Source organism: Mesorhizobium sp. P170090, assembly GCF_057786115.1.
In genome coordinates this window covers 1,435,960-1,457,898 of the sequence record NZ_JBYNWH010000001.1, presented here as the reverse complement: position 1 = coordinate 1,457,898, position 21,939 = coordinate 1,435,960, and the positions used below count along the sequence as shown (strand labels likewise).

The 21,939-nt window shown below is 63.8% G+C and carries 21 protein-coding genes; 9 read left to right on the top strand and 12 right to left on the bottom strand.

The genetic code is table 11. The features are described 5' to 3' along the window. The first annotated feature begins 128 nt into the window (after positions 1-128). From AC3EML_RS07155 to AC3EML_RS07135, 5 genes are all read left to right on the top strand, one after another. Complete coding sequence (locus tag AC3EML_RS07155; protein WP_023673422.1) at positions 129-1,682, top strand: alpha/beta fold hydrolase; 1,554 nt, start codon at positions 129-131, stop codon at positions 1,680-1,682. A 110-nt stretch (positions 1,683-1,792) separates the two neighbouring features. After that, on the top strand, positions 1,793-2,272 hold the full coding sequence (locus AC3EML_RS07150) for a carboxymuconolactone decarboxylase family protein (RefSeq protein WP_023688798.1): 480 nt from the start codon (positions 1,793-1,795) through the stop codon (positions 2,270-2,272). 76 nt (positions 2,273-2,348) lie between these two features. Further along, positions 2,349-2,711, top strand: a complete 363-nt coding sequence (locus AC3EML_RS07145; protein WP_023688799.1) for a nuclear transport factor 2 family protein — start codon at positions 2,349-2,351, stop codon at positions 2,709-2,711. Between the two features lie 54 nt (positions 2,712-2,765). Further along, positions 2,766-3,080 (top strand): hypothetical protein, encoded by a 315-nt coding sequence (locus AC3EML_RS07140; RefSeq protein WP_023738143.1) that lies wholly within the window; start codon positions 2,766-2,768, stop codon positions 3,078-3,080. 269 nt (positions 3,081-3,349) lie between these two features. Beyond that, positions 3,350-4,546, top strand: coding sequence for an IS256 family transposase (locus tag AC3EML_RS07135; protein WP_488505179.1), 1,197 nt, complete (start codon positions 3,350-3,352; stop codon positions 4,544-4,546). On the opposite strand, the gene AC3EML_RS07130 is transcribed toward AC3EML_RS07135, so the two are convergent. From AC3EML_RS07130 to AC3EML_RS07095, 8 genes are all read right to left on the bottom strand, one after another. After that, a complete protein-coding gene (locus AC3EML_RS07130) occupies positions 4,491-5,156 on the bottom strand; it encodes a hypothetical protein (protein ID WP_352521694.1) in 666 nt (221 codons plus the stop codon). The two genes, AC3EML_RS07135 and AC3EML_RS07130, sit on opposite strands and share 56 nt — an antisense overlap. A gap of 153 nt (positions 5,157-5,309) precedes the next feature. Then, positions 5,310-6,737 (bottom strand): gamma-aminobutyraldehyde dehydrogenase, encoded by a 1,428-nt coding sequence (locus AC3EML_RS07125; RefSeq protein ID WP_352521695.1) that lies wholly within the window; start codon positions 6,735-6,737, stop codon positions 5,310-5,312. Between the two features lie 104 nt (positions 6,738-6,841). Next, positions 6,842-7,657: an ABC transporter permease gene (locus AC3EML_RS07120; RefSeq protein WP_023673416.1), complete on the bottom strand. Its 816-nt coding sequence runs from the start codon at positions 7,655-7,657 to the stop codon at positions 6,842-6,844. Continuing rightward, positions 7,647-8,612 carry an ABC transporter permease gene (locus AC3EML_RS07115; RefSeq protein ID WP_023732489.1) on the bottom strand — a complete coding sequence of 322 codons (966 nt, stop codon included), beginning with the start codon at positions 8,610-8,612 and terminating at the stop codon, positions 7,647-7,649. The genes AC3EML_RS07120 and AC3EML_RS07115 overlap by 11 nt, the downstream gene beginning before the upstream one ends. Positions 8,613-8,832: 220 nt before the next feature. Then, on the bottom strand, positions 8,833-9,831 hold the full coding sequence (locus AC3EML_RS07110) for an ABC transporter ATP-binding protein (RefSeq protein WP_352521696.1): 999 nt from the start codon (positions 9,829-9,831) through the stop codon (positions 8,833-8,835). A 206-nt stretch (positions 9,832-10,037) separates the two neighbouring features. Next, positions 10,038-11,192 carry an ABC transporter substrate-binding protein gene (locus tag AC3EML_RS07105; RefSeq protein WP_352521698.1) on the bottom strand — a complete coding sequence of 385 codons (1,155 nt, stop codon included), beginning with the start codon at positions 11,190-11,192 and terminating at the stop codon, positions 10,038-10,040. Between the two features lie 210 nt (positions 11,193-11,402). Beyond that, complete coding sequence (locus AC3EML_RS07100) at positions 11,403-12,314, bottom strand: LysR family transcriptional regulator (protein ID WP_023673412.1); 912 nt, start codon at positions 12,312-12,314, stop codon at positions 11,403-11,405. An 80-nt stretch (positions 12,315-12,394) separates the two neighbouring features. Continuing rightward, positions 12,395-13,006, bottom strand: a complete 612-nt coding sequence (locus AC3EML_RS07095; protein WP_352521699.1) for a DedA family protein — start codon at positions 13,004-13,006, stop codon at positions 12,395-12,397. A 162-nt stretch (positions 13,007-13,168) separates the two neighbouring features. On the opposite strand from AC3EML_RS07095, the gene AC3EML_RS07090 reads away from it, so the two are divergent. Continuing rightward, entirely contained in the window at positions 13,169-13,414 is a 246-nt protein-coding gene (locus AC3EML_RS07090) for a hypothetical protein (protein WP_352521700.1), read from the top strand. Here the strand turns inward: AC3EML_RS07090 and AC3EML_RS07085 are convergent. After that, positions 13,411-14,175, bottom strand: coding sequence for a DeoR/GlpR family DNA-binding transcription regulator (locus tag AC3EML_RS07085; RefSeq protein ID WP_023692636.1), 765 nt, complete (start codon positions 14,173-14,175; stop codon positions 13,411-13,413). The two genes, AC3EML_RS07090 and AC3EML_RS07085, sit on opposite strands and share 4 nt — an antisense overlap. A gap of 421 nt (positions 14,176-14,596) precedes the next feature. On the opposite strand from AC3EML_RS07085, the gene AC3EML_RS07080 reads away from it, so the two are divergent. After that, the gene (locus tag AC3EML_RS07080; RefSeq protein WP_352496892.1) at positions 14,597-15,481 is read left to right on the top strand and encodes a phosphotransferase; all 885 of its coding nucleotides are present in this window, start codon (positions 14,597-14,599) and stop codon (positions 15,479-15,481) included. Beyond that, positions 15,478-17,931 carry a GcvT family protein gene (locus AC3EML_RS07075; protein ID WP_352521701.1) on the top strand — a complete coding sequence of 818 codons (2,454 nt, stop codon included), beginning with the start codon at positions 15,478-15,480 and terminating at the stop codon, positions 17,929-17,931. The genes AC3EML_RS07080 and AC3EML_RS07075 overlap by 4 nt, the downstream gene beginning before the upstream one ends. Before the next feature lie 12 nt (positions 17,932-17,943). Here the strand turns inward: AC3EML_RS07075 and AC3EML_RS07070 are convergent, their stop codons facing one another. Beyond that, the gene (locus tag AC3EML_RS07070; RefSeq protein WP_352521702.1) at positions 17,944-18,576 is read right to left on the bottom strand and encodes a class I SAM-dependent DNA methyltransferase; all 633 of its coding nucleotides are present in this window, start codon (positions 18,574-18,576) and stop codon (positions 17,944-17,946) included. Positions 18,577-18,682: 106 nt separating this feature from the next. Between AC3EML_RS07070 and AC3EML_RS07065 the strand changes: the two genes are divergently transcribed. Beyond that, positions 18,683-19,585, top strand: a complete 903-nt coding sequence (locus tag AC3EML_RS07065; RefSeq protein ID WP_352500263.1) for a phosphotransferase — start codon at positions 18,683-18,685, stop codon at positions 19,583-19,585. 1 nt (position 19,586) lies between these two features. On the opposite strand, the gene AC3EML_RS07060 is transcribed toward AC3EML_RS07065, so the two are convergent. Next, positions 19,587-20,510, bottom strand: coding sequence for a DMT family transporter (locus AC3EML_RS07060; RefSeq protein ID WP_352500264.1), 924 nt, complete (start codon positions 20,508-20,510; stop codon positions 19,587-19,589). Between the two features lie 72 nt (positions 20,511-20,582). Next, a complete protein-coding gene (locus AC3EML_RS07055) occupies positions 20,583-21,863 on the bottom strand; it encodes an amidohydrolase family protein (protein WP_352500265.1) in 1,281 nt (426 codons plus the stop codon). Positions 21,864-21,939 lie beyond the last annotated feature (76 nt).

The window sequence follows — 21,939 nt, the reverse complement described above, 5'->3', positions numbered from 1 at the left end:
CCAGAAATGGCGGGCGAACACGGTTCGCGGCGGGCTATATTCCTGTCTTCTAAAGTTTGGCTGCCGCATCCGCCGGGCGTCTGCTATGGTCGGCGATCAGAAATCGTCTGGCCGGGCGGGATAGCAACGTGAGGCCGATCGAGACGCGATATGCCCTCAGCGGCGACGTGCGGATCGCCTATCAGGTGGTCGGCCAGGGATCGTTCGACCTGGTTTTCGTGCCTGGCTTCATCTCCAATCTCGACCTGCATTGGGAAGACGAGGGCTACGCCAGGCTGTTGAAACGCCTCTCGGCGTTCTCGCGGCTGATCCTGTTCGACAAGCGCGGCACCGGCCTGTCCGACCGCGTCGACCCACGCCACCTGCCCAGCCTCGAAACCCGCATGGACGATGTGCGCGCGGTGATGGATGCCACCGGCAGCGGCCGCGCGGCCTTGCTCGGCGCTTCGGAAGGCGCGCCGATGGCAATGTTGTTTGCCGCCACCTATCCGGAACGGACACGAGCGCTGGCGCTCTATGGCGGTTATGCGCATTTCCACAAATGGGTGATGTCGCCGGAGCGCCTCGAGGCCTTCATCGCGACGGCCGGCACGGAATGGGGCACGGGCGCCACACTGCCCAACTTCGCTCCCGGCCGGGTAGATGATGCGCATTTCACCCAGTGGTGGGCCCGCTTCGAGCGGCTGTCGGCCAGTCCGACGGCAGCGGCCGCTCTTGCCCGAATGAATGCCGGAATCGATGTGCGCGGCGTGCTTTCGGCGATCGGCGCACCGACACTGCTCATTCATCGCCGCAACGACGCGCGGGTCGACCCGGACGCCAGCCGCTTCCTGGCGAAAGAGATCGCCAATGCGCGATTGGTCGAGGTCCCCGGGCGCGACCACCCGATCTGGACCGGCGATGTCGACCGGGTGGCCGACCTGATCGAGGAATTCCTGACCGGCGAGCGTGCCGTGGCCGAAGCGGAGCGCGTGCTTGCCGCTCTTCTGGCGACACGCATCTACGACACGGCGCGGGTTGGCGACCGCATGTGGAGCGAACGTAGCGAGCGCTTCCAGGAGAGCTGGCAGCAGCTGGTCGGCCGTCATGGCGGACGCGTCGCCGGCATCCATGGCGAATTGATGATCTCGCGCTTCGACGGGCCGGCGCGGGCCATACGCTGCGCGGCGGCACTGCGCGATGCGGCGCAACATATGGGCATTGCAAGCGCCCAGGGCGCCCATGTCGGTGAGGTCGAAATGCGCGGGCCGCCGGTGGGGCTGATGGCACGGGTGACGATGCAGATCGCCGCCCATGCCGGGCGCGGCGATATTCTGGCGTCGCGGCTGGCCGCCGATCTGGCGGCGGGGTCCGGCCTGCATTTCATCGATGCCGGGCGTGTCACGGTGGATGAGCTGGACGAGCCGCTGGCGCTGGTCCAGGCAACGTCGGAACAGCACCTGGAGCCGGCCTGCCGCCCCAAGGCGAAACCCGCCGAGCCGGCTCAACTGACGGCGCGCGAAAGCGAGGTGGTGATCCTGATCGCCGACGGCAAGAGCAATGCCGCGATCGCCGCCGAGCTGAGGCTCAGCGAGCATACGGTCAAGCGTCATGTCGCCAACATATTGCTGAAGCTCGATTTGCCGTCACGGGCGGCGGCAGCGGCATTTTCCGCCAGGCAGGCTGGCCCGGACGGGCCATAGGGACCATGGCGCTTTCGGGCGAAGCGGCCAGGTGGGGTCGAGGCGTACCAATTCTCTCCATGCAGGCCAGGCGGATGTCGCCGGGAAAGGCACTGCGGATGGAGGATGCAATGCTGAAGTCAAACAGGTCGATCAAATCGCTGGTGATAGCGGCAGGCGTTGGCGCGTTGTTCACGATCGCTCCCGCCAGAGCCGAGGATGCCTCGGCGGCCGCCGCCTACAAGGACATCGAGGCGACGCTCGGCTCAGTGCCGGACATGTTCAAGACGCTGCCCGATGTCGCGGTTGCCGGCGCCTGGGCCGAGATCAAGGGTGTGCAGCTCAACCCCAAGACCGCGCTCGACGGCAAGACCAAGGAACTGCTGGGGCTGGCCGTCGCCTCGCAGATCCCCTGCCAGTACTGCATCTATTTCCACACCGAGGCCGCCAAGCTCAATGGCGCGACCGATGAGGAGATCAAGGAGGCGATCGCGATGGCGGCCATCGTGCGCCACTGGTCGACGATGCTCAACGGCAGCCAGGTCGATTTCGCGACCTTCAAACAACAGACCGACGGCGTGTTCGCAGCCGTCAAAGCCAAGTCGCAGTGAAAGAAAATGCCGGGCGGTGCGCCGGGCATTGCTTGTGATCATTCAACCGCCCGATCAACGGGCCATGGAGGACAAGATGCTGACCAAGACGCAGAGCGTGGACGGCGCGGCGATCAAGAAAGCGATCGAAGGACGGGACGGCAGGATGCTCGCTAGCTTCTATGCCGACGACGCACTGGTGCGGGTGATCGACCGCAACAATCCGCCGAGCAAGCCGCGCGAGATCCGCGGCCGGGCGGCGATCAGCACCTTCTGGGACGACATCTGCAGCCGGGCGATGACCCACAAGGTCGACACCACCATCGCCGATGGCGACAATCTCGCCTTCACCCAGGCCTGCGCCTATCCGGACGGAACGAAAGTGTTCTGCGCGGCGATGCTGGAGCTGAAGAATGGGCGGATTGCACGACAGACCGTCGTGCAGGCCTGGGACGAGTAGTTCCACCGCGGAAAGATCAACCGCGGTTTGGGCCGCAAAACTGGAGGAGACAAAATGTTCAGCGCCAGATGGCAGATCGACGCCAAGTTCGGGCACAAGCAGACCGTGCTCGACCTGTTGAAGAAATGGGAACGCGAGATCGGCTCTCAGGTCGGCATTGCCGATCTCGAGTTCCAGATCATGACCGGTTCGGTCGGAGCTCGGGAAGCGACGGTCGAATCGCATCATCAGGTCGAAAGCCTTGCCCAGCTGGAGGGATTCTTCGCCAGGATCGGCAAGATCGACGCGCACGCCAAATGGGGCAAGGAGATGGAGCCCTACGTCGTTTCAGGCACCAGCCTTTGGAACATCTACCGCATCGTGGAGTAGCCGTGGCAGGTGCAGCAGTTTTCGGCCATCAGTTGCGGCGGCCGAAACTCGTCCGCTGCCCGGAAAACCGCCCTTCCCTGCCCGATCCGGCAGCCGCGACACGTGCCGGCTGATTGGGCAATGTGGCCTGCTTGGCCAGGGCCGCCGCTATCAAGGCGTCGGCCTGGCGCGGGTAGTGTGCTGAGAGTTCTGCAAATTCGCTGAGAGGGGGCGGTCATGGCAGGCTGGTGATTGTTCACGTCACCTGATTCCCGCGAAGGAACGCCACCATGACCAAGACTGAAGTTAAGACCGCCAGCGCTGCCGTCAAAGACATTTTGCTTTCGAACCCGGATGGATTGCACGAAGTGCTCCGTGCGGTGATGCAGGAGGTGCTTGAGGCCGAGATGGACGAGGCGCTGGGTGCCTCGAAGAGCGAGCGCACGCCCGAACGGCTTGGCTATCGCTCGGGCTATTACGGCCGTACCCTTGTGACGCGGGTCGGCAAGCTCGAGCTGCGGGTTCCGCAGGACCGGGCCGGGCGCTTCTCCACCGAGCTGTTCGAGCGCTACCAGCGTTCCGAGCGGGCCTTGGTGGCGACAATGGCGGAGATGTATGTGCAGGGCGTGTCGACCCGCAAGGTGAAGGCGATCACGGAAGAACTGTGCGGCCATGCCTTCTCGGCCTCGTCGATCTCGGCCATCAACAAGCGGCTGGACGAGAGCCTCGCTGCCTTTGCCAGGCGCCCCCTTCAAGAGCCGTTTCCTTACCTCATCCTCGATGCGCGCTACGAGAAGGTGCGTGAAGCCGGTGTTGTCATGAGCCAGGCGGTGCTGATCGCGGTCGGTATCGACTGGGACGGAAGGCGCCAGATCCTGGCCGTGGAGATGGCCAATCGCGAGAGCCGCTCGGCCTGGAGGGACTTCCTCGTCGGCCTCAAGGCGCGCGGCCTCAAGGGCGTCGAGTTGGTTGTGTCCGACGATCACGCCGGCCTGGTGGCAGCGATCGGCGAGGTGATCCCCGAAGCCGCCTGGCAACGCTGCTACGTGCACTTCCTCAGGAACGCGCTCGATCATCTGCCGAGGAAGCACGGCGACGACTGCCTGCAGGAATTGCGCTGGCTCTACGACCGGCGCGATCTCGCAGAGGCCAGGGCTGATCTTGCCGCATGGCTTGCCAAATGGTCGGCACGCTATCCGCGCCTGACAGGCTGGGCCGAGGATGCCATCGAACAAACCCTGACCTTCTTCAGGCTGCCGAGACAGCACCACAAGCATCTCAAATCCACCAACATGCTGGAGCGGCTCAACGAGGAAATCCGCCGGCGCACCTATGTCGTGCGCATCTTCCCCAATACCGAAAGCTGCCTGCGCCTGGTCAGGGCGTTGGCCGTCGAGACCAATGAAAACTGGATGGAGGCCAACCGATACATCAACATGGACGACCTGCGCGAGCACAAGAAGCTCGCTCTGCGCCAAGCCGCATGACCAGCATCATGGCCGCCCCATTTTGCAGAACTTGACGCACACAACCCTGGCGCGCGCGCTGGTCCGCGCCGGCATCTCCGGCAGGGTTGCCCGCCACGGCGGAGGTCGACATCCGCCGGCGGGGTTTGAAAGCAAGATAGAGAAGCAACGCGCCGAGCAGTCCAGCCCCAATGACGATCGTCAAACGCGTGCCGGTCATGCCGGTGCGTTCGATCTGGGTGGGGTTGACGGGGTTCTGGACGACGGTGAGCTTGTCGCCGACCTGCGGTTCGCGGGCACCGTTCTTGTTCAGCTCCATCGTGGCCTCGACGGCGTCGGCGCCGGTGCCGACGCGCAAGGTGCCGGTGAATTTCTGGGTCACCTTCCACTCTTTGTCAGCATGAACCGTCTTGAACGCATCCACCAGTTCGCACGGGATCGTGGCGGTGCTGACGGTCTTGTAGACAATCTTGTGGGCGGTCGATTCCATGTCGCATTCGACATTGACCGCGAGGATTTCAGCAGGCGCCTCGGGCCAGCCGCTCTTCTTGATCATGTCCTTGCCGCCGAACACAGCGATCAGCAGACAGAAGCCGCCAATGAGTACCAGCTTGATCTTGGTCGTGTTCATGCGCAAACCCCTCGCCGCGCGGTTTCCCGGCAAGAGGCTGCTCGTTCAGGTTGAATATTCAGTAAATCGTGAACTCCCGCCGTACTGCAAAAGTAACTCTCGCTTAATGTACAGAAAACGGGTTGGCGAACATTTTAGAGATATTGGCAGCCTCTACCCATGCGCGACCATCACATGACGAACGGCGGTATAATCCTCCAGCGCATAGAGAGACATGTCCTTGCCGTAGCCAGACTGCTTCAGCCCGCCATGCGGCATCTCGTTGGTCAGCATGAAATGGGTGTTGATCCAGGTGCAGCCATATTGCAGACGGGCGGCCGTCGCCATGGCGCGCGAGACGTTCTTGGTCCACACCGAGGATGCCAGGCCGTAGTCGCTGTCATTGGCCCAGTTCACGGCTTCATCGACTTCGGAGAAGCGGGTGATGGAGACGACCGGACCGAACACTTCGCGGCGCACGATCTCGTCTTCCTGCAGCGCGCCGGCAACCACCGTCGGCTGGTAATAGAAGCCGGAGCCTTCGCCCGGCTTGCCGCCGGTGGTGATCTCGATGTGCTTCAGTTCCGAAGCGCGCTCGACGAAGCTCGAGACTCGATCGCGCTGGCGGCGCGAGATCAGCGGCCCGATCTCGTTTTCGGTGTCGTCGGGCTGGTTGTATTTGATGGTCGAGACGGCAGATGAGAGATCGGCGACGAGCTTGTCGTAGATCTTCTTGCCGGCATAGATGCGGCAGGCGGCTGTACAATCCTGCCCGGCATTGTAGTAGCCGAAAGCGCGCAGGCCGTTGACCACGGCGCCGAGGTCGGCATCGTCGAAAACGATGACCGGCGCCTTGCCGCCGAGTTCCAGATGCGTGCGCTTGACCGACTTGGCGGCGGCCTGCAGCACCTTCTTGCCCGTGGCGACGTCGCCGGTGATCGAAATCATGTTGACCTTGGCGTGATTGATCAGCGTGTTGCCGACGCTGTCGCCGCGGCCGAGCACGACATTGACGACGCCCTCGGGCAGCACCTCGGCCAGGATCCTGGCCAGCTTCAGCGCCGTCAGCGGCGTCTGCTCCGACGGCTTGAAGACGACGGTGTTGCCGCCGGCAATGGCCGGCGCCAGCTTCCAGGCCATCATCATCAGTGGATAGTTCCACGGCGCGATGGAAGCGACGATGCCGATCGGGTCGCGCCGCACCATCGAGGTGTGGCCGGGAATGTATTCGCCGGCGACCACGCCCGGCATCGAACGCACAGCGCCGGCAAAGAAGCGATAGCAGTCGACGATCGCCGGGATCTCGTCATTGAGCACGGCGTTGATCGGCTTGCCGCAATTCAGCGCCTCGAGCGCCGCGAACTCCCGCGCGTTGGCCTCGATGCGGTCGGCGATCTTGAGGAGATAGCCGGAGCGCTGCGCCGGCGTTGTGCGTGACCACAAGACGAACGCTCGCTCGGCGGCAGTAACAGCCGCCTCGATCTGCGCCTGGCTGGCTTCAGGCAAATTGAGAATGGTCGCCCCGGTCTTTGGATTCAGAATCGGCTCCTCGGTCTCGGTGCCGTTCTCGAACTTCGAGCCGATCAGCATCTGGGTGTCCATGCGGGTTCTCCTTGGTCAGGAGCGAGTAGCGAATAGCGAGTAGCGAACAGGGCTGGTCGTGCAATCTCCCTATTCGCTATTCGCTACTCCCTATTCGCTGTTCTTCATTTGCCCGAACCGGCGATCTGGTCGCCGTCGCGGGTCAGGTAATAGGCGGCAAGGATGGGCAGCAGCGTCACCAGCACCACGACCATGGCGACGACATTGGTGACCGGACGCTGGCGTGGGCGGATCAGCTCTTCCAGCATCCAGATCGGCACGGTCTGCTGCTGGCCGGCGGTGAAGGTGGTGACGATGACCTCGTCGAAGGAGAGCGCGAAGGCGAGCATCCCCCCGGCAAGCAGAGCGGTGGCGATGTTGGGCAGCACGACGTGCCGGAAGGTCTGGAAGCCGTCGGCGCCGAGATCCATCGAGGCCTCGATCATTGAGCCGGAAGTGCGGCGGAAACGGGCGACCGCATTGTTGTAGACGACGACAACGCAGAAGGTGGCGTGGCCGAGCACGATCGTCCAGAACGAGAACGGGATGTCGGCTAGCGAGAAGGCCGAGCGCAACGCGATGCCGGTGATGATGCCGGGCAGCGCGATCGGCAGGATGACGAGCAGCGAGATCGTCTCGCGGCCGAAGAATTTCGTCCGTGACACGGCGGCGGCGCACAGCGTGCCCAGTATCAAGGCAATCGCGGTCGAGATGGCGGCGACACGGACCGAAAGCGACAGCGCCTGCCAGACATCCGGCCGGTTCCAGGTGACGGCGAACCATTGTGTGGTCAGCCCCGGCGGCGGCCAGACGAAGCTCTTCTCTTCCGTGGTGAAGGCGTAGACGAAGATCAACAAGATCGGCAGATGCAGGAACAGCAGGCCGCAGGCGGCAGCGATCTTGAGGCCGAGCGGAGCGGATTGCGAACCGTCAGAGCGCATCGAAGGCCCCCATGCGCTTGGCGCCCCAGAGATAGAAACCCATGATGACGATGGGCACGACGGTGAAGGCTGCGGCGAGCGGGATGTTGCCGGCTGTGCCTTGCTGCGAATAGACGGCCTGCCCGATGAACAGCCGCGATGTGCCGATGATCTGTGGGATGATGTAGTCGCCCAGCGTCAGCGAGAAGGTGAAGATCGAGCCGGCGACGATGCCGGGCAGCGCCAGCGGGAACAGCACGTTGCGGAAGGTCTGGCCCGGCGATGCGCCGAGATCGGAGGACGCCTCGACCAGATTGCCGGGCACGCGCTCCAATGCCGCCTGCACCGGCAGGATCATGAACGGCAGCCAGACATAGACGAAAGCGATGAAGGTGCCGGTGGCGGAGACCGACAAAGAGTTGCCGCCGACGACCGGCAGCGACAGCCAGCCATCGAGCACCCAGAGCAGATGCAATTTGGCGAGCAGCCAGGTCAAAATGCCTTCCTTGGCGAGGATCAGCTTCCAGGCGTAGATCTTGACGAGGTAACTCGACCATAGCGGCAGCATGATTCCGAGATAGAACAGCGCCTTCCAGCGGCCGCGGGCATAGCGCGCCGCATAATAGGCGATCGGGAAGGCGATGACGGCCGAGGCCAGCGTGACCAGCACCGCCATCGTCACCGTGCGCAGGATGATGTCGAGATTGGCGGGCTGGAACAGGTCGCCATAGGTCTTCAGCGTGAATTCGTGGTTGATGAGGCCGGAGAACTCGTCGATCGAGAAAAAGCTCTGCGCCAAGAGCGCGAACAGCGAACCGATATAGACGACGCCCAACCACAGCACCGGCGGCGCCAGCATGAGGAACAGCAGCAGTTGCGGCTTGCGCCAGAAAAGGTCCGACAGTGCGCCGCGCATGCCACCGCTGCCGGGCAGGATGGCGGGGGCGGAGGTTGAGTTGAGCGCGGCGATGGTCATGGGGCGACCGCGTGCTGAAGGAACCCTGAGAAGCCGCGTTCCTTCACACCCCCCTCTGTCCTGCCGGACATCTCCCCCTCAAGGGGGGAGATCAGCAGTTTCGCTGCCTCGCCAAATCCCCAACGTTGAAGATTGGCGAAACCGGGAGGAACAGCCAATCTCCCCGCTTGAGGGGGAGATGTCCGGCAGGACAGAGGGGGGTGCTTGGCGCAAACCTCAATCATGCCGGCTCGTCCATCAAATGCAAATGCTCGCGGTTGAACGTCAGCACCACCGCTTCGCCTTCCGCCGGCAGCTTTGTCCCGGCCGGCACGATGGCGTGCAGCCTCAACCCGTCGGCGTCGAGCGCCAGCTTGGTCGTAGCGCCGAGATAGTTGGTTCCGACCAGGCGCGCGGCAACGCCCTCGCCTTTGGCGGCGCGGCCGATGCGGATGGATTCGGGACGCAGGCTGCCCCAGCGGTGCTGGCCGGAATAGCGCTGGACGAAGTCCGGCGGCAGTACGTTGGAGGAGCCGACGAAATCGGCGACGAAGCGTGTCCTGGGCCGCTGGTAGATGTCTTCCGGCGTGCCGATCTGCATGATCTTGCCGTCATTGAAGACGGCGACGCGGTCGGCCATCGACAGCGCTTCGCCCTGGTCGTGGGTGACTAAGACGAAGGTGATGCCGAGCGCCTTCTGCAGCGACTTCAGCTCTTCCTGCATGTTCTCGCGCAGTTTGAGATCGAGCGCGCCGAGCGGCTCGTCGAGCAGAAGCACCTTGGGCTGGTTGACCAGCGCACGGGCCAGCGCCACGCGCTGGCGTTGGCCGCCGGAGAGCTGGCCGGGACGGCGGGCGCCATAGCCGGGAAGCCGCACCAGTGACAATGCCTCTTCCGCCGCCTTCTGCCGCTGCGGCTTGGCGATGCCCTTGACCATCAGCCCGTAGGCGACATTGTCCAGCACGTTCAAATGCGGGAACAGCGCGTAGTCCTGGAACACCGTGTTGACGTTGCGGCGATAGGGCGGCACGCCCTCGGCGCGGTCGCCGAAGATCGAGATCGAGCCCGAGGTCGGCTGCTCGAAGCCGGCGATGAGGCGCAGGCAGGTCGTCTTGCCGGACCCCGACGGACCGAGCATGGCGAAGAACTCGCCCGGCACGATATCGAGATCGACCGCATCGACGGCGCGCACGCTGCCGAAATGGCGAGAGACTTTCTGGAAGGAAACGGCCGATGTCATGGGCTGTCCGTCTGTTGCCGGTTTGTGTTCGTCGAAATAGCTCTTGCCGCCACCAATCAGGCCAGCGGGCACGGCACTTCACCTCCCCCTCGATGGGGGAGGTCGCGGCGAAGCCGCGGGTGGGGTGACTAGCACCGGACGTCAGCGTTGCCCCCACCCCGACGCTGCGCGTCGACCCTCCCCACAAGGGGGAGGGTTAAGGGAGCTCACCGCCCGCCGATGACGCCGATATAGTCGGACACCCAGCGGTAGTAGGGCACGCAGTGGTCGTTCTGGGTGGCGCACTTCGAGACCGGCGTCTTCCAGAACTTGATCTTGTCGAAGTTCTCGTAGCCGTTGGTCTTGCAGCCTTCCTCGCCGAGCAGCTCGTTGGCCTTGCAGGCAGCGGGCACCACGGGGAGCGAGCCGAACCAGGCCGAGACATCGCCTTGCACCTTGGGCGACAGCGAATGCTCAAGCCACATATAGGCGCAGTTGGGATGCGCGGCGTCGGCCTCCATCATGGTGGTGTCGGCCCAGCCGGTGACGCCTTCTTCCGGCACGGTCGAGGCGACCGGCTTCTTGGCGGCAACCAGCGTGTTGACCTGGTAAGGCCACGAACCGGAAGCGACGACGCCTTCGTTCTGGAAGTCGTCGACCTGGATGGCGGCGTCATGCCAGTAGCGGCCGACCAGCGTCCGCTGAACACGCAGCAGCTCGAGCGCTGCCTTGTACTGGTCTTCGTTCAGTTCGTACGGGTCCTTGATGCCGAGTTCCGGCTTGTGGAACATCAAATAGTTGGCGGCGTCGGCGATGTGGATCGGGCCGTCATAGGCCTGGACGCGGCCCTTGTTGGACTTGCCGTCCGGCAGGTTCATTTCCTCGAAGACGACGTTCCAGCTCTTGGGCGCTTCCTTGAAGACATCGGTGTTGTACATCAGGATGTTCGGGCCCCACTGATAGGGAACGCCGTAATGCACCTTGTCGACGGTGAACCAGGGCGCATCCTTCAGACGGTCGTCTACCGCCTTCCAGCTCGGGATGAGATCGGTGTTGATCGGCTGCACGCGCTTGCCGGCGACGAGGCGCAGCGAGGCATCACCCGAAGCGGTGACCAGATCGAAGCCGCCCTCATTCATGAGCGAGACCATCTCGTCGGAGGTGTTGGCGGTCTTGACGTTGACCTTGCAGCCGCTCTCCTTCTCGAAGGAGGTCACCCAGTCATAGCCCTTGTCGGTTTCGCCGCGCTCGATGTAGCCCGGCCAGGCAACGATGCTGACCTCGCCTTCGCCCTTGCCGAGCTCCTTGACCTGGGCGACAGCCTGACCGGAAAAGGTTAGCGCGACCGTCAAGGCGGTGCACGTCTTCAGAAATGAGTACATCGTCAATCTCCCATTTGGCGCCTGACTGCGAAGCGAGTCGCCGCCGCGGTCAGCCGCAGGCTGAAAAGCGTCAGTTCATCCGATGGCACGTTGCCGCTCTGATGGCGGCTTTCGTCCCTGACATGAAAAGTGCTCGGAAAATTCCGGTTTCGCAAATTCATTTATCAGAAACGCGATATCGGTTTTTCCGATAGATAACCACGTACCCTATCAACGCTGCTGGCGTACCATACGCTGCGACTGGGCAAGGCCGATGAAGTCGCGCGACGCCTGCGGCAGACCGGAGCCGCGGCGCCAGACCATGCCGACCTGGACGACCGGCAGGGAACCCGAAATGTCGCGCGATTCGATGCGGTCGCCTTCCAGCGACCACGGCCGGTAGACTAGGTCGGGCAGCAACGCCACGCCCGCACCTGTGGCGACGAGGCTGCGAACGGCTTCGACCGAGCGGGTGCGAAAGGCGACATGCGGCCTGGCGCCGATCGCCGCCAGAAGCTTGCCGGTGTTCTCCTCGATCTCGTCGACGGTCAGCATGATCAGCGGCTCGCCGGCAATGTCGCCTATGCCGATAATGTCGGCGCTGGCCAGCTTGTGGCCGAGCGGGACCCACAGCCGGTAGGCCGAGACCTCGAGGATTTCCGACTGCAGCGCGGTGCGGTCGCGCAAATTGGAGGTGACCATGACGGCAATGTCGAGCTTGCCGCCGATCAGCAGATGTTCGAGATAGTCGCCATTGTCCTCGATGGCCGAGACATCGACGCCGGGATAGGCGCGGCGGTAGCGCGCCAGCAGATCGGACAGCACATAGCCGGCGACCAGCGAGGTGACGCCGAGCTGCAGGCGCCCGCCGGCCACCACCTGGTCGTCGGAGAAAGCGCGGCGCGCATCGGAGACGTCGGCCAGGATCTTGGTCGCATGGCGCAGGAACTGGTGGCCTTTGTGAGTAATGTTGAGGCCACGTGGATGGCGCTCGAACAATTCGACGCCGAGATCGCTCTCCAGCTCCTTGATCGCCTCGGTGACCGAGGATTGCGAGATGGAGAGGTTTTGTGCGGCGCCCGACACCGTGCCTTGCTCGGCGACGGCAATGAAGAACTGCAGCTGGCGGATGGTGAAAGCCATGGCCGGACTAAACACCGGCGCGCCGGGGAAGGAAAGCCGAAGGCGGAGCTTATACCCATACGGCTTGAGGCGCCTCCTGGTCAGCCGAACCCGAGGCGCCGCCGGCAGGCAGGACCGTAGCGAAGCGCGAGCATGAAGGCCGTCTCCAGCGCCAAAACGATGACGATGATGCGAAAGCCGATGGCATAGGAATCCCGGCCGCTGCCGCGCATAAGGTAGCCGGTGACGAGGAAGCCGGTGTTCCACAAAGTGGCGCCGAGCAGCGTCGCCGCCGCGAAGGGCAAGAGTGGAAGACGGAGCGCGCCGGCCGCGATCGGCAGATAGTTGCGAACCGTCGGGATGAACTGCGCCAGCAAGGAGACCCGGACATGATGGCGGCGATAGGCCTGACCAAGCTTGCTGTAGGTCGCATAGCGCAAGCAGACATATTTGCCGAAACGCTCGACCAGCCTGTCGGCACGATCCAAGCCAATCCGACGACCCAAACTATACCAGACAAGGCAGCCTGTGATGGCGGACAGCGTCGTCACCAGGAGCAGGATCGCCAGCGCCGGGAGATCGGGGGCTGCCGTCATGCCGAGGAACAGCAGCAGCACATGCGAGGGCGGCAGCGGCAGGATCTTTTCGGTGAAGGCGAGGCAGCCGACGCCGAGCAGGCCGAAGCCCAGGATCGCCGACAGTGGATCAGTCATGCGAAGCGCCAGTCATAGGTTTTGAGGTTCTTGATCCTGGACACCTTGTACACCGTCATACACCGTCGCCAGCGGAAAGTTGCGGAATGTCCGGCCAAGCCGGGTCCGCTTCCAGGTCGGAGCGCGCAAGCGTCCAGGCCATGAGGAAAGACAAGGCATCGTTTGCAGCATGGTGGCCTCATTGCTGATGCGGGCGATTCGCCCGGCCCGCATTTCGACGAGGCGCTGTTTGCGGCTGCCAAGTTGCGTGGACATTGCGAAGAGCGGATGATTGAAAAACAATTTTTCACCAGAACGACATCTTCTGCGGCCGGCGACGCGGCGCGCATGATGCACAACATCGCCTTCGTGGTATCGGGTGGCGGCATGGCCGGGATCGCGGCGCGCCAGTCGCTGGTGTTTGGCTAGGCGGCAGCAATGCTAAGGCGCGCTCCAGCCTCGGCAAGTGCCGAGGCAATGTCGCGCGGCGGCGGCTGGTCGGTGGCGAGTTCGGAAAACCCGTCGAAGCCGCAGACCTGGACCAGCCCCTGGCGGCCGAATTTGGTATGATCGGTAACGACCAGCGAGCGCTGGCCGCGCGACAGCACCATGCGGGCGAACTCCGCCTCTTCCAGATCGTAGTCGGCAAGGCCTGCGGCGGCATCGACGGCGCCTATCGAAATCACCGCGTGGCTGACCGAGAAGCGGCTGACGAAATCGATCGCCGAGGCGCCGAAGGCGGCCCCGGAATCGCTGCGCAATTCGCCCCCGGCCATATAGACCTTGTTGCCGTTGACGGTGGCCAGCGTGCGGGCGATATCGGACGAGTTGGTGACCACCGTCAGCCGCCGGTGGCCGAGCAGTTCGCGGGCCAGGAACGAGGTCGTGGTGCCGGTGTCCAGCATGACCGATTCACCGTCGCGAATGGTGGCAGCGACCATGCGGGCGATCAGCCGCTTGGCCTCGGCGTTGTCGCGCATGCGCCGCTCGAACGGCGCTTCGCCCGCCATCGACGGCAGGCCGATAGCGCCATGCATCTTCAAGACGGATCCGTTGCCGGTCAGTGGCTTGACATCCCGGCGCACCGTTTCAAGCGAAACCCCCAGCCGGTCGGCGAGGCTGGCAATGGTGACGGTGCCCTCTTCCTTGAGGAGGCGGAGGATTTCGCCATGCCGTTTCGAATGGATCATGTGGCTTCCTGATTTGCGGCCTGCCCGGTTTTAGGGCAATGCAGACGTTTTTAAAGGAATTGCTCGTGGTTTCGGGCAAAACACCCAAAAAAAGTCACAACATTTCATTGACAGATAAGCAGCACTAGCGTGACATTGATGGCGTGACAGGGCTTCGGAACTGCCACGGGAGGGTGATGGCAGAGCCGCATTTCACGGACCCGACCGTCTGGCCAGACCGTCTGGGATTGAACTGGCACAAAGTTTTTCAAATCCGCGGGGGCGGAGACCGGGTATCAAAACCTGGCCAGAGGGGCTCGTCGGTGCGGTGCGGGATAGGAGTTCCTGTGTCCCGCACCGACGAGATTTTTGCGCTTCCCCGAACCCTCGTTGCGCGGCGCTTGGCGCCTATCGAAGCTCCGCAAAAGTCAGGGATGGCCCCGTGACTGCTGAAGACCGCATCCGGGCCTTGCCTTGCTGGAATGGCAGCATCGACATTGCGCCGCTGCCGGGCGGCCTCAGCAACGCCAACTATCTGGTCAAGGACGCGGCCGGGCGGCATGTCGTGCGCTTCGGCCAGGACTATCCATTTCACCACGTCTTTCGCGACCGCGAGGTGATGACGGCCCGCGCGGCGCACGCCGCAGGCTTCGCGCCGGCGGTCCACCATTCCGAACCCGGCATCATGGTCACGGAATTTCTCGGCGCGAAAACCTATGTTGCCGAGGACGTGCGCGCCAATATCGGCCGCGTCGCGGCCCTTATGCGCGGGTTCCATCGCGAGATGCCCAATCACATCTCCGGCGCCGGCTTCATGTTCTGGGTCTTCCATGTCATCCGCGACTATGCGCGAACGCTGAGCGAAGGCGGCAGCCGCAAGCGCGACGAGCTGCCCAGGCTGCTGGCTCTGGCCGACGAGTTGGAGCGGGCCCAGAAACTGCTGCCGATCGTCTTCGGCCACAATGATCTTTTGCCGGCAAATATTCTCGACGATGGCGACAGGTTGTGGCTCATCGATTTCGAATATGCCGGTTTCAACACCGCGATGTTCGATCTTGCCGGCGTTGCCTCCAACGCCGAGATGAGCGACGCGGAGTCCTTCACTTTCCTCACCGCGTATTTCATGCGCGAGCCGGATGAGGCGATCCGCCGCTCGCACGCGGCCATGCAATGCGCCTCGCTGCTGCGCGAGGCGATGTGGAGCATGGTTTCCGAACTTTACCTCGACGCGCCCGGCATCGACTACGTCGCCTACACCGCGCAGAACCTGACGCGGCTCGACGCGGCGCTGGACAATTACCGGACGAAATACGGGACACAGCCATGACATTGCCTACACATGCCGGCATCGTCGTCATCGGCGGCGGTATTATCGGCTGTTCGACGGCCTATCACCTGGCACGCGACCACAAGGCCGATGTCGTGCTGCTGGAACAGGGGAAGCTGACCTCGGGTTCGACCTGGCACGCGGCCGGGCTGGTCGGCCAGCTGCGCTCGTCCGCCTCGATCACCCGCGTGCTCAAATATTCGGTCGAGCTCTACAAGGGGCTGGAAGCCGAAACCGGGCTCGCTACCGGCTGGAAGATGACCGGGTGCCTCAGGCTTGCGACCAATGCCGACCGCTGGACCGAATATAAACGGCTGGCGACGACGGCCAGGAGCTTCGGCATGGACATGCAGTTGCTGTCGCCGGGGGAGGTCAAAAAGATGTGGCCGCTGCTGGAGACCGGCGACCTCGTCGGCGCCTCCTGGCTGCCGACCGATGGGCAGGCCAGCCCCTCCGACATCACGCAGTCGCTGGCCAAGGGCGCGCGCATGCATGGCGCCAAGCTGTTCGAGGACGTCCGCGTTACCGGCTTTGACATGACGGACGGGCACATCACCGCGGTGAAGACCAACAAGGGCGACATTGCTTGCGACAAGGTGGTGAACTGCGCCGGGCAATGGGCACGCCAGGTCGGCGCGATGGCCGGCATTTGCGTGCCGCTGCAACCCGTCAAGCACCAGTACATCATCACCGAGAAGATCGACGGGCTGGCGACCGACGCGCCGACAATCCGCGATCCCGACCGCCGCACCTATTTCAAGGAAGAGGTCGGCGGGCTGGTGATGGGCGGCTATGAGCCGAACCCGCAGGCCTGGGCGACCGGCCTGCCCGGCGGCGATGTCCCCGATGACTGGGAGTTCCGCCTGTTCGACGACGACTACGATCATTTCGAACAGCATATGAGCCAGGCGATCGCGCGCGTGCCGGCGCTGGAGACGGTCGGCGTCAAGCAGATGATCAACGGGCCGGAGAGTTTTACGCCGGACGGCAATTTCATCCTCGGTGTCGCGCCCGAATGCGCCAACATGTTCGTCGGCGCCGGCTTCAACGCCTTCGGCATCGCTTCCGGCGGCGGCGCCGGCTGGGTGCTGGCGCAATGGGTTGTCGATGGTGAAGCGCCGCTCGACCTTTGGGTGGTCGACATCAGGCGCTTTTCCAATTTGCACCGCGACCGGCAATGGGTCAGCGATCGCACGCTGGAAGCCTATGGCAAGCATTACACGATCGGCTTTCCGCATGAGGAGTACGTCTCGGGCCGGCCGCGCATCGTCTCGCCGCTCTACGAGCGGCTGAAAGCGCACCGCGCGGTGTTCGGCTCCAAGCTCGGCTGGGAACGGCCGAACTGGTTCGCGCCGCAGGGCGCCACATCCGAAGACATTTATTCCATGGGCCGGCAGAACTGGTTTGGCCCGGTCGGCGAGGAGCATCGCCATGTGCGCGAGAAAGTCGGCATCTTCGACCAGTCGTCCTTCGCCAAATACGAAATGACGGGTTCGGATGCGGCTAAGGCGCTGGACTGGATCTGCGCCAACGATGTCGCCAAGCCGGTGGGACGGCTGACCTACACGCAGCTTCTCAACACGCGCGGTGGCATAGAGGCCGACCTGACGGTGGCCAGGCTCGCCGAAGACAAATTCTACATCGTCACCGGCACCGGCTTCCGCACGCATGATCTCTCCTGGATCGGCGACCATGTCGGCAAGGGCCTCGACGTGGCGTTGAAAGATGTCACCGAGGATTTCGGCACGCTGTCGCTGATGGGACCGTGCGCCCGCGATGTGCTTTCGGCCGTCACCGACGCGGATGTCTCGAATGCCGCCTTCCCATTCGGCCATGTCAGCGAGATCGCTATTGCCGGTCACACGGTGCGGGCGCTGCGCGTCACCTATGTCGGCGAGCTCGGCTGGGAATTGCATGTGCCAATCGCCGCCACCGGCGAGATTTTCGACACGCTGATGGCGGCAGGCAAGCCGCACGGCATCCGGCCGATCGGCTACCGGGCGCTGGAATCACTTCGGCTGGAGAAAGGCTACCGCGCCTGGGGCTCCGACATCACCCCCAACGACACGCCTCAGGAGGCCGGCCTCGGCTGGGCGGTGAAGCTGAGGAAGAACACCGATTTCGTCGGCCGGCGGGCGCTCGAAAAGATCAGCGGCGCCGACCTGAAGAAACGCTTTGCCGGCTTCACGGTCGACGATCCCGATATCGTGCTGGTCGGGCGCGAGACGATTTTGCGCAATGGCGAACCGGTCGGCTATCTCACCAGCGGCGGTTATGGCTACACGCTGGCTAAGAACATCGGCTATGGCTATGTCCGCAACGCCGATGGCGTCAGCGACGATTTTCTCAGCTCAGGCGACTATGAGCTGGTGGTGGCGATGGAACGGACGCCGGCCAAGATCCATCTCGAGCCGATGTACGATTCGGCGATGAGCAAGATCAAAGCGTAGACGAAACCTGGATTAGCTCACACGAAGCACGAGGCCGCGGCTGGGCACGGTATCCGACTCGCCCGGCATCGAGACATAGGGCGCCGTCTCCTCGGCGCGGACAACCCTGCCCTCAGCTTCGAGTACAGCGATGCGTTCGGCGAAGCCGGCGTTCCACAGCGTGTTCTTGACCGTCAGCACGATGATGCCGTCCGGCCGGCAGATGCGGATCAGTTCATCCAGCCCCCCGGCGCTGACATGGCCGGAGGTGAAAACGCCGGCCGAGACGATGCCGGCATAGGCATTGTCGGCAAAGGGCAGCGGGCCGCCGAGCGCCAGGCAATGCAGCGCCGAATAGACGCCCTTTGCCGCTGCCTTGGCCAGCATGCCTTGCGAAATATCGAGCGCTTCGACCTGGGGATAGCCGGTGATGGCCAGCCACTCGCCGATCAGCCCGGTGCCGGCGCCGGCGTCGAGAAGCGGTGCGGCGCCGCGCGGCAGATGGCGGGCCAGCAGGGCCAGGCAGATCGTCGGATGGCGGTAGCCGGCGGCCGACATATCGGCATCGTAGGTTTCCGACCATTTGTCATAGATCGCGGCGACGTCCTCGGGCCGTTGCGCCGCATAGGCGGCGCCAAGCCCGCCATGATCCTTGTTGCCCGCCATGGCTGTTTCTCCGCCAGCTCGCTGCTCACCCTCGATCGGATGATAGCCAAACGGCGAAAACTGTGGAACCGTTGTCGCAAGAAATAACACGCCAGGGGCAACAGGCATGGGGACGGACGAGGCACGCGCAACACTTGCGGCGATTCCGGCATTGGCGGGCTATGACGGACCGCTGGAGCGGCTCGGCGGGATGACCAATCTCGTCTTTCGGGCCGGCGATATCTGCCTGCGTATCCCCGGCAAAGGCACCGAGGAATATATCAACCGCGCCAATGAAGCGGTGGCGGCGCGTGAGGCGGCCAAAGCCGGCGTCAGCCCCGAAGTGCTGCATGTCGACCCTGCGACAGGCGTGCTGGCGAGCCGCTTCGTTGCCGGCGCCGTGACGATGTCGCCGGAAAAATTCAAGCTGCGCGCCGGCAGCCCGGCCCGCGCCGGCGAAGCCTTCCGCAGGCTGCACGCGTCCGGTGCGGTGTTTCCGTTCCGCTTCGAGCTGTTTGCAATGATCGACGACTATCTCAAGGTCTTGTCGACCAAGGACGTCGCCTTGCCGCCGGGCTACCACGACGTGGTGCGCGAATCCGACACCGTGCGTGCCGCCCTTGCTGCCCATAGACTGCCGATTGCCGCCTGCCATTGCGATCCACTGTGCGAGAATTTTCTCGATACGGGCGAGCGGATGTGGATCGTCGACTGGGAATATTCGGGGATGAACGACCCGCTCTGGGACCTCGGCGACCTCTCGGTCGAAGGTCGGTTCGACACCACGCAAGAGGAAGAGATGATGCGCGCCTATTTCGGCGGCGAGGCGAAACCGGCCGAGCGCGGCCGCGTCGTTATCTACAAGGCGATGTGCGACCTGTTGTGGACGTTGTGGGGGCTGATCCAGCTTGCCAACAACAACCCGGTCGAGGACTTCCACGCCTATGCCGACGGCCGCTTCGCCCGTTGCAAGGCGCTGATGGAAACGCCTGAGTTTTCACGGCATCTGGCGGCGGTGCGCCAAGGTTAGGTCAATTCACGCCTTTCGGCACGTTCTCCGGCGGCACGACTGTTTCGACCACCTTCTGGCGGTGGAAGATGAACAGGCCGGCGAACACGACGATGGCCGAGCCGATCAGGATGCGCGGTCCCGGCAGGTCGCCGAAGAATGCCAGGCCGAAGATCACCGCCCATAGAAGCAGGCTGTAGTGCAGCGGCGCCAGCGTCGAGGCAGGGGCCAGTTTCAGCGCCCTGGTAATCATCAGATGCGCGCTGCAGGAGACGATGCCGAGCAGGAGCATGGCGCCGAAATCGAGTGCCGAGGGCGTCTGCCAGGCGCCTATGGTCATCACGCCGCCGACCAGCAGCGTGCCGATAGTCTGCCAGGTGACCAGCGTTGTGTCGCTGGTGCCGCGCAGGCGGCGGCTGAGGATGATGGCAAAGGCGAAGGCGATGCTGCCGACCAGTGCGAACAGCGAGGACTGCGAGAACGCCGCCGAAGACGGCTTCAAGATGATCAGCACGCCGCAGAAGCCGACCATGATGGCGGCCCAGCGGCGCCAGCCGACCTTTTCGCCGAGCAGGAAATGCGACAGCGCCGCCACATAGATCGGCCCGGCCATGTAGAAGCTCATCACGTCGGCAAGCGGAAGATAGACGACGGCGGCATAGAACAGCGCCGTGTCCGCCGTGGTCGCCAGCACGCGCAGAATCTGGAGGACCGGCCGCTCCATCCGGAACAGTCTGCGGGCGCCCTGGTTGGCGATCATCGGGCCGAGCACGATGAAGGCGCCGATGGATCGGATCAGCACCACCTGGCCGACCGAGAAGCTGGCGACCAGCCATTTGCCCATCGCGTCGTTCAGCGCGAACATGAAGTCGCCGGCCAGCATCAAGAGGATGCCGGCCAGAAGCGCGTTCCTGATAGTGAAGGTGCGGACGAGCGACTGGGCCATGCGGCTCCCTAGCTGCAAGCGGTCGCTTTGACGAGGCAAATCGGTAAGACCAGCGGCGGAAATCGGCTGTTTCTACGCAGTTTTGTGCCGCCGGTTCACCTGTCCGGGACGGCCGGCGATCGACAGCCGTGTCTCCTGTTTCGTGCGCTCGGCCACCACCTTGCCCCTGGCGACGACGCACAGCCGTTCGGCACGTAACCTCAAGGCTTCGATCGGATTGCCGGCATCGAGGATGACGAAGCTGGCGCGCTTGCCCACGGCAAGGCCGAGATGATCGAGGCCCATGATGGCGGCGTTGACATTGGTGACCATGTCGAAGCAGCGTGCCATGTCGGCAGGGCTCGACATCTGAGCGACGTGAAGCCCCATGAAGGCGACGTCGAGCATGTCGGCGGTGCCCAGCGAATACCAGGGGTCGAGAACGCAATCCTGGCCCCAACCGACGCGGATGCCGAGCGCCAGCATCTCCTTCACCCGGGTCATTCCGCGCCGTTTGGGAAACGTGTCGTGGCGGCCCTGCAGCATGATGTTGATCAGCGGATTGGGGATCGCCGACACACCGGCCTCGGCAATCAGCGGCAGGAGCTTGGAGACGTAATAATTGTCCATCGAGTGCATCGAGGTGAGGTGCGAGCCGGCCACCTTGCCCTGAAGGCCAAGGCGGTGGGTCTCATAGGCAAGCTGCTCGATGTGGCGCGACAGCGGATCGTCGGTCTCGTCGCAATGCAGGTCGACCATCAGCCCGCGCTTAGCCGCGATTTCGCACAATTCGGTCACCGAGCGCGTGCCGTCGGCCATGGTGCGTTCGAAATGCGGGATGCCGCCGACGATGTCGACGCCCATGTCGAGCGCGCGCAGCGTGTTCTGGCGCGCCGTCGGCGAACGGTAGAAGCCATCCTGCGGGAAGGCTACCAGTTGCAGATCGATATAGGGCGCGACAATCTTCTTGACGTCGAGCAGCGCCTCGACCGCCAGCAGCCGGTCGTCGCAGACATCGACATGGGTACGGATGGCGAGCAGGCCCATCGAGACCGCCCAGTCGCAATAGGCGAGCGCCCGCTCGCGCACCGCGTTATGGGTCAAGAGCGGCTTCAGTTCGCCCCACAGCGAAATGCCTTCCAGCAGCGTGCCCGAAGCGTTGATGCGTGGAATGCCGTAGGACAGCGTGGCGTCCATATGGAAATGCGGATCGACGAAGGGCGGCGAGATCAGATTGCCACGGGCGTCGATCGCCGTGCCGGCGCTGACATGCAGTTCGGGCTCGATGGCGACGATCGTCTCGCCGATGATGCCGAGATCGGCGACGGTGCCGTCGGGCAGCGTTCCGCCGCGCACAACAAGGTCGAAATCCATCTGTCGTCATCTCCCTGAAGCTCGAACGCCGCAATCGTGGCGCAAAAGACACCGTGCCGCAGCCGATTGTCTCCGC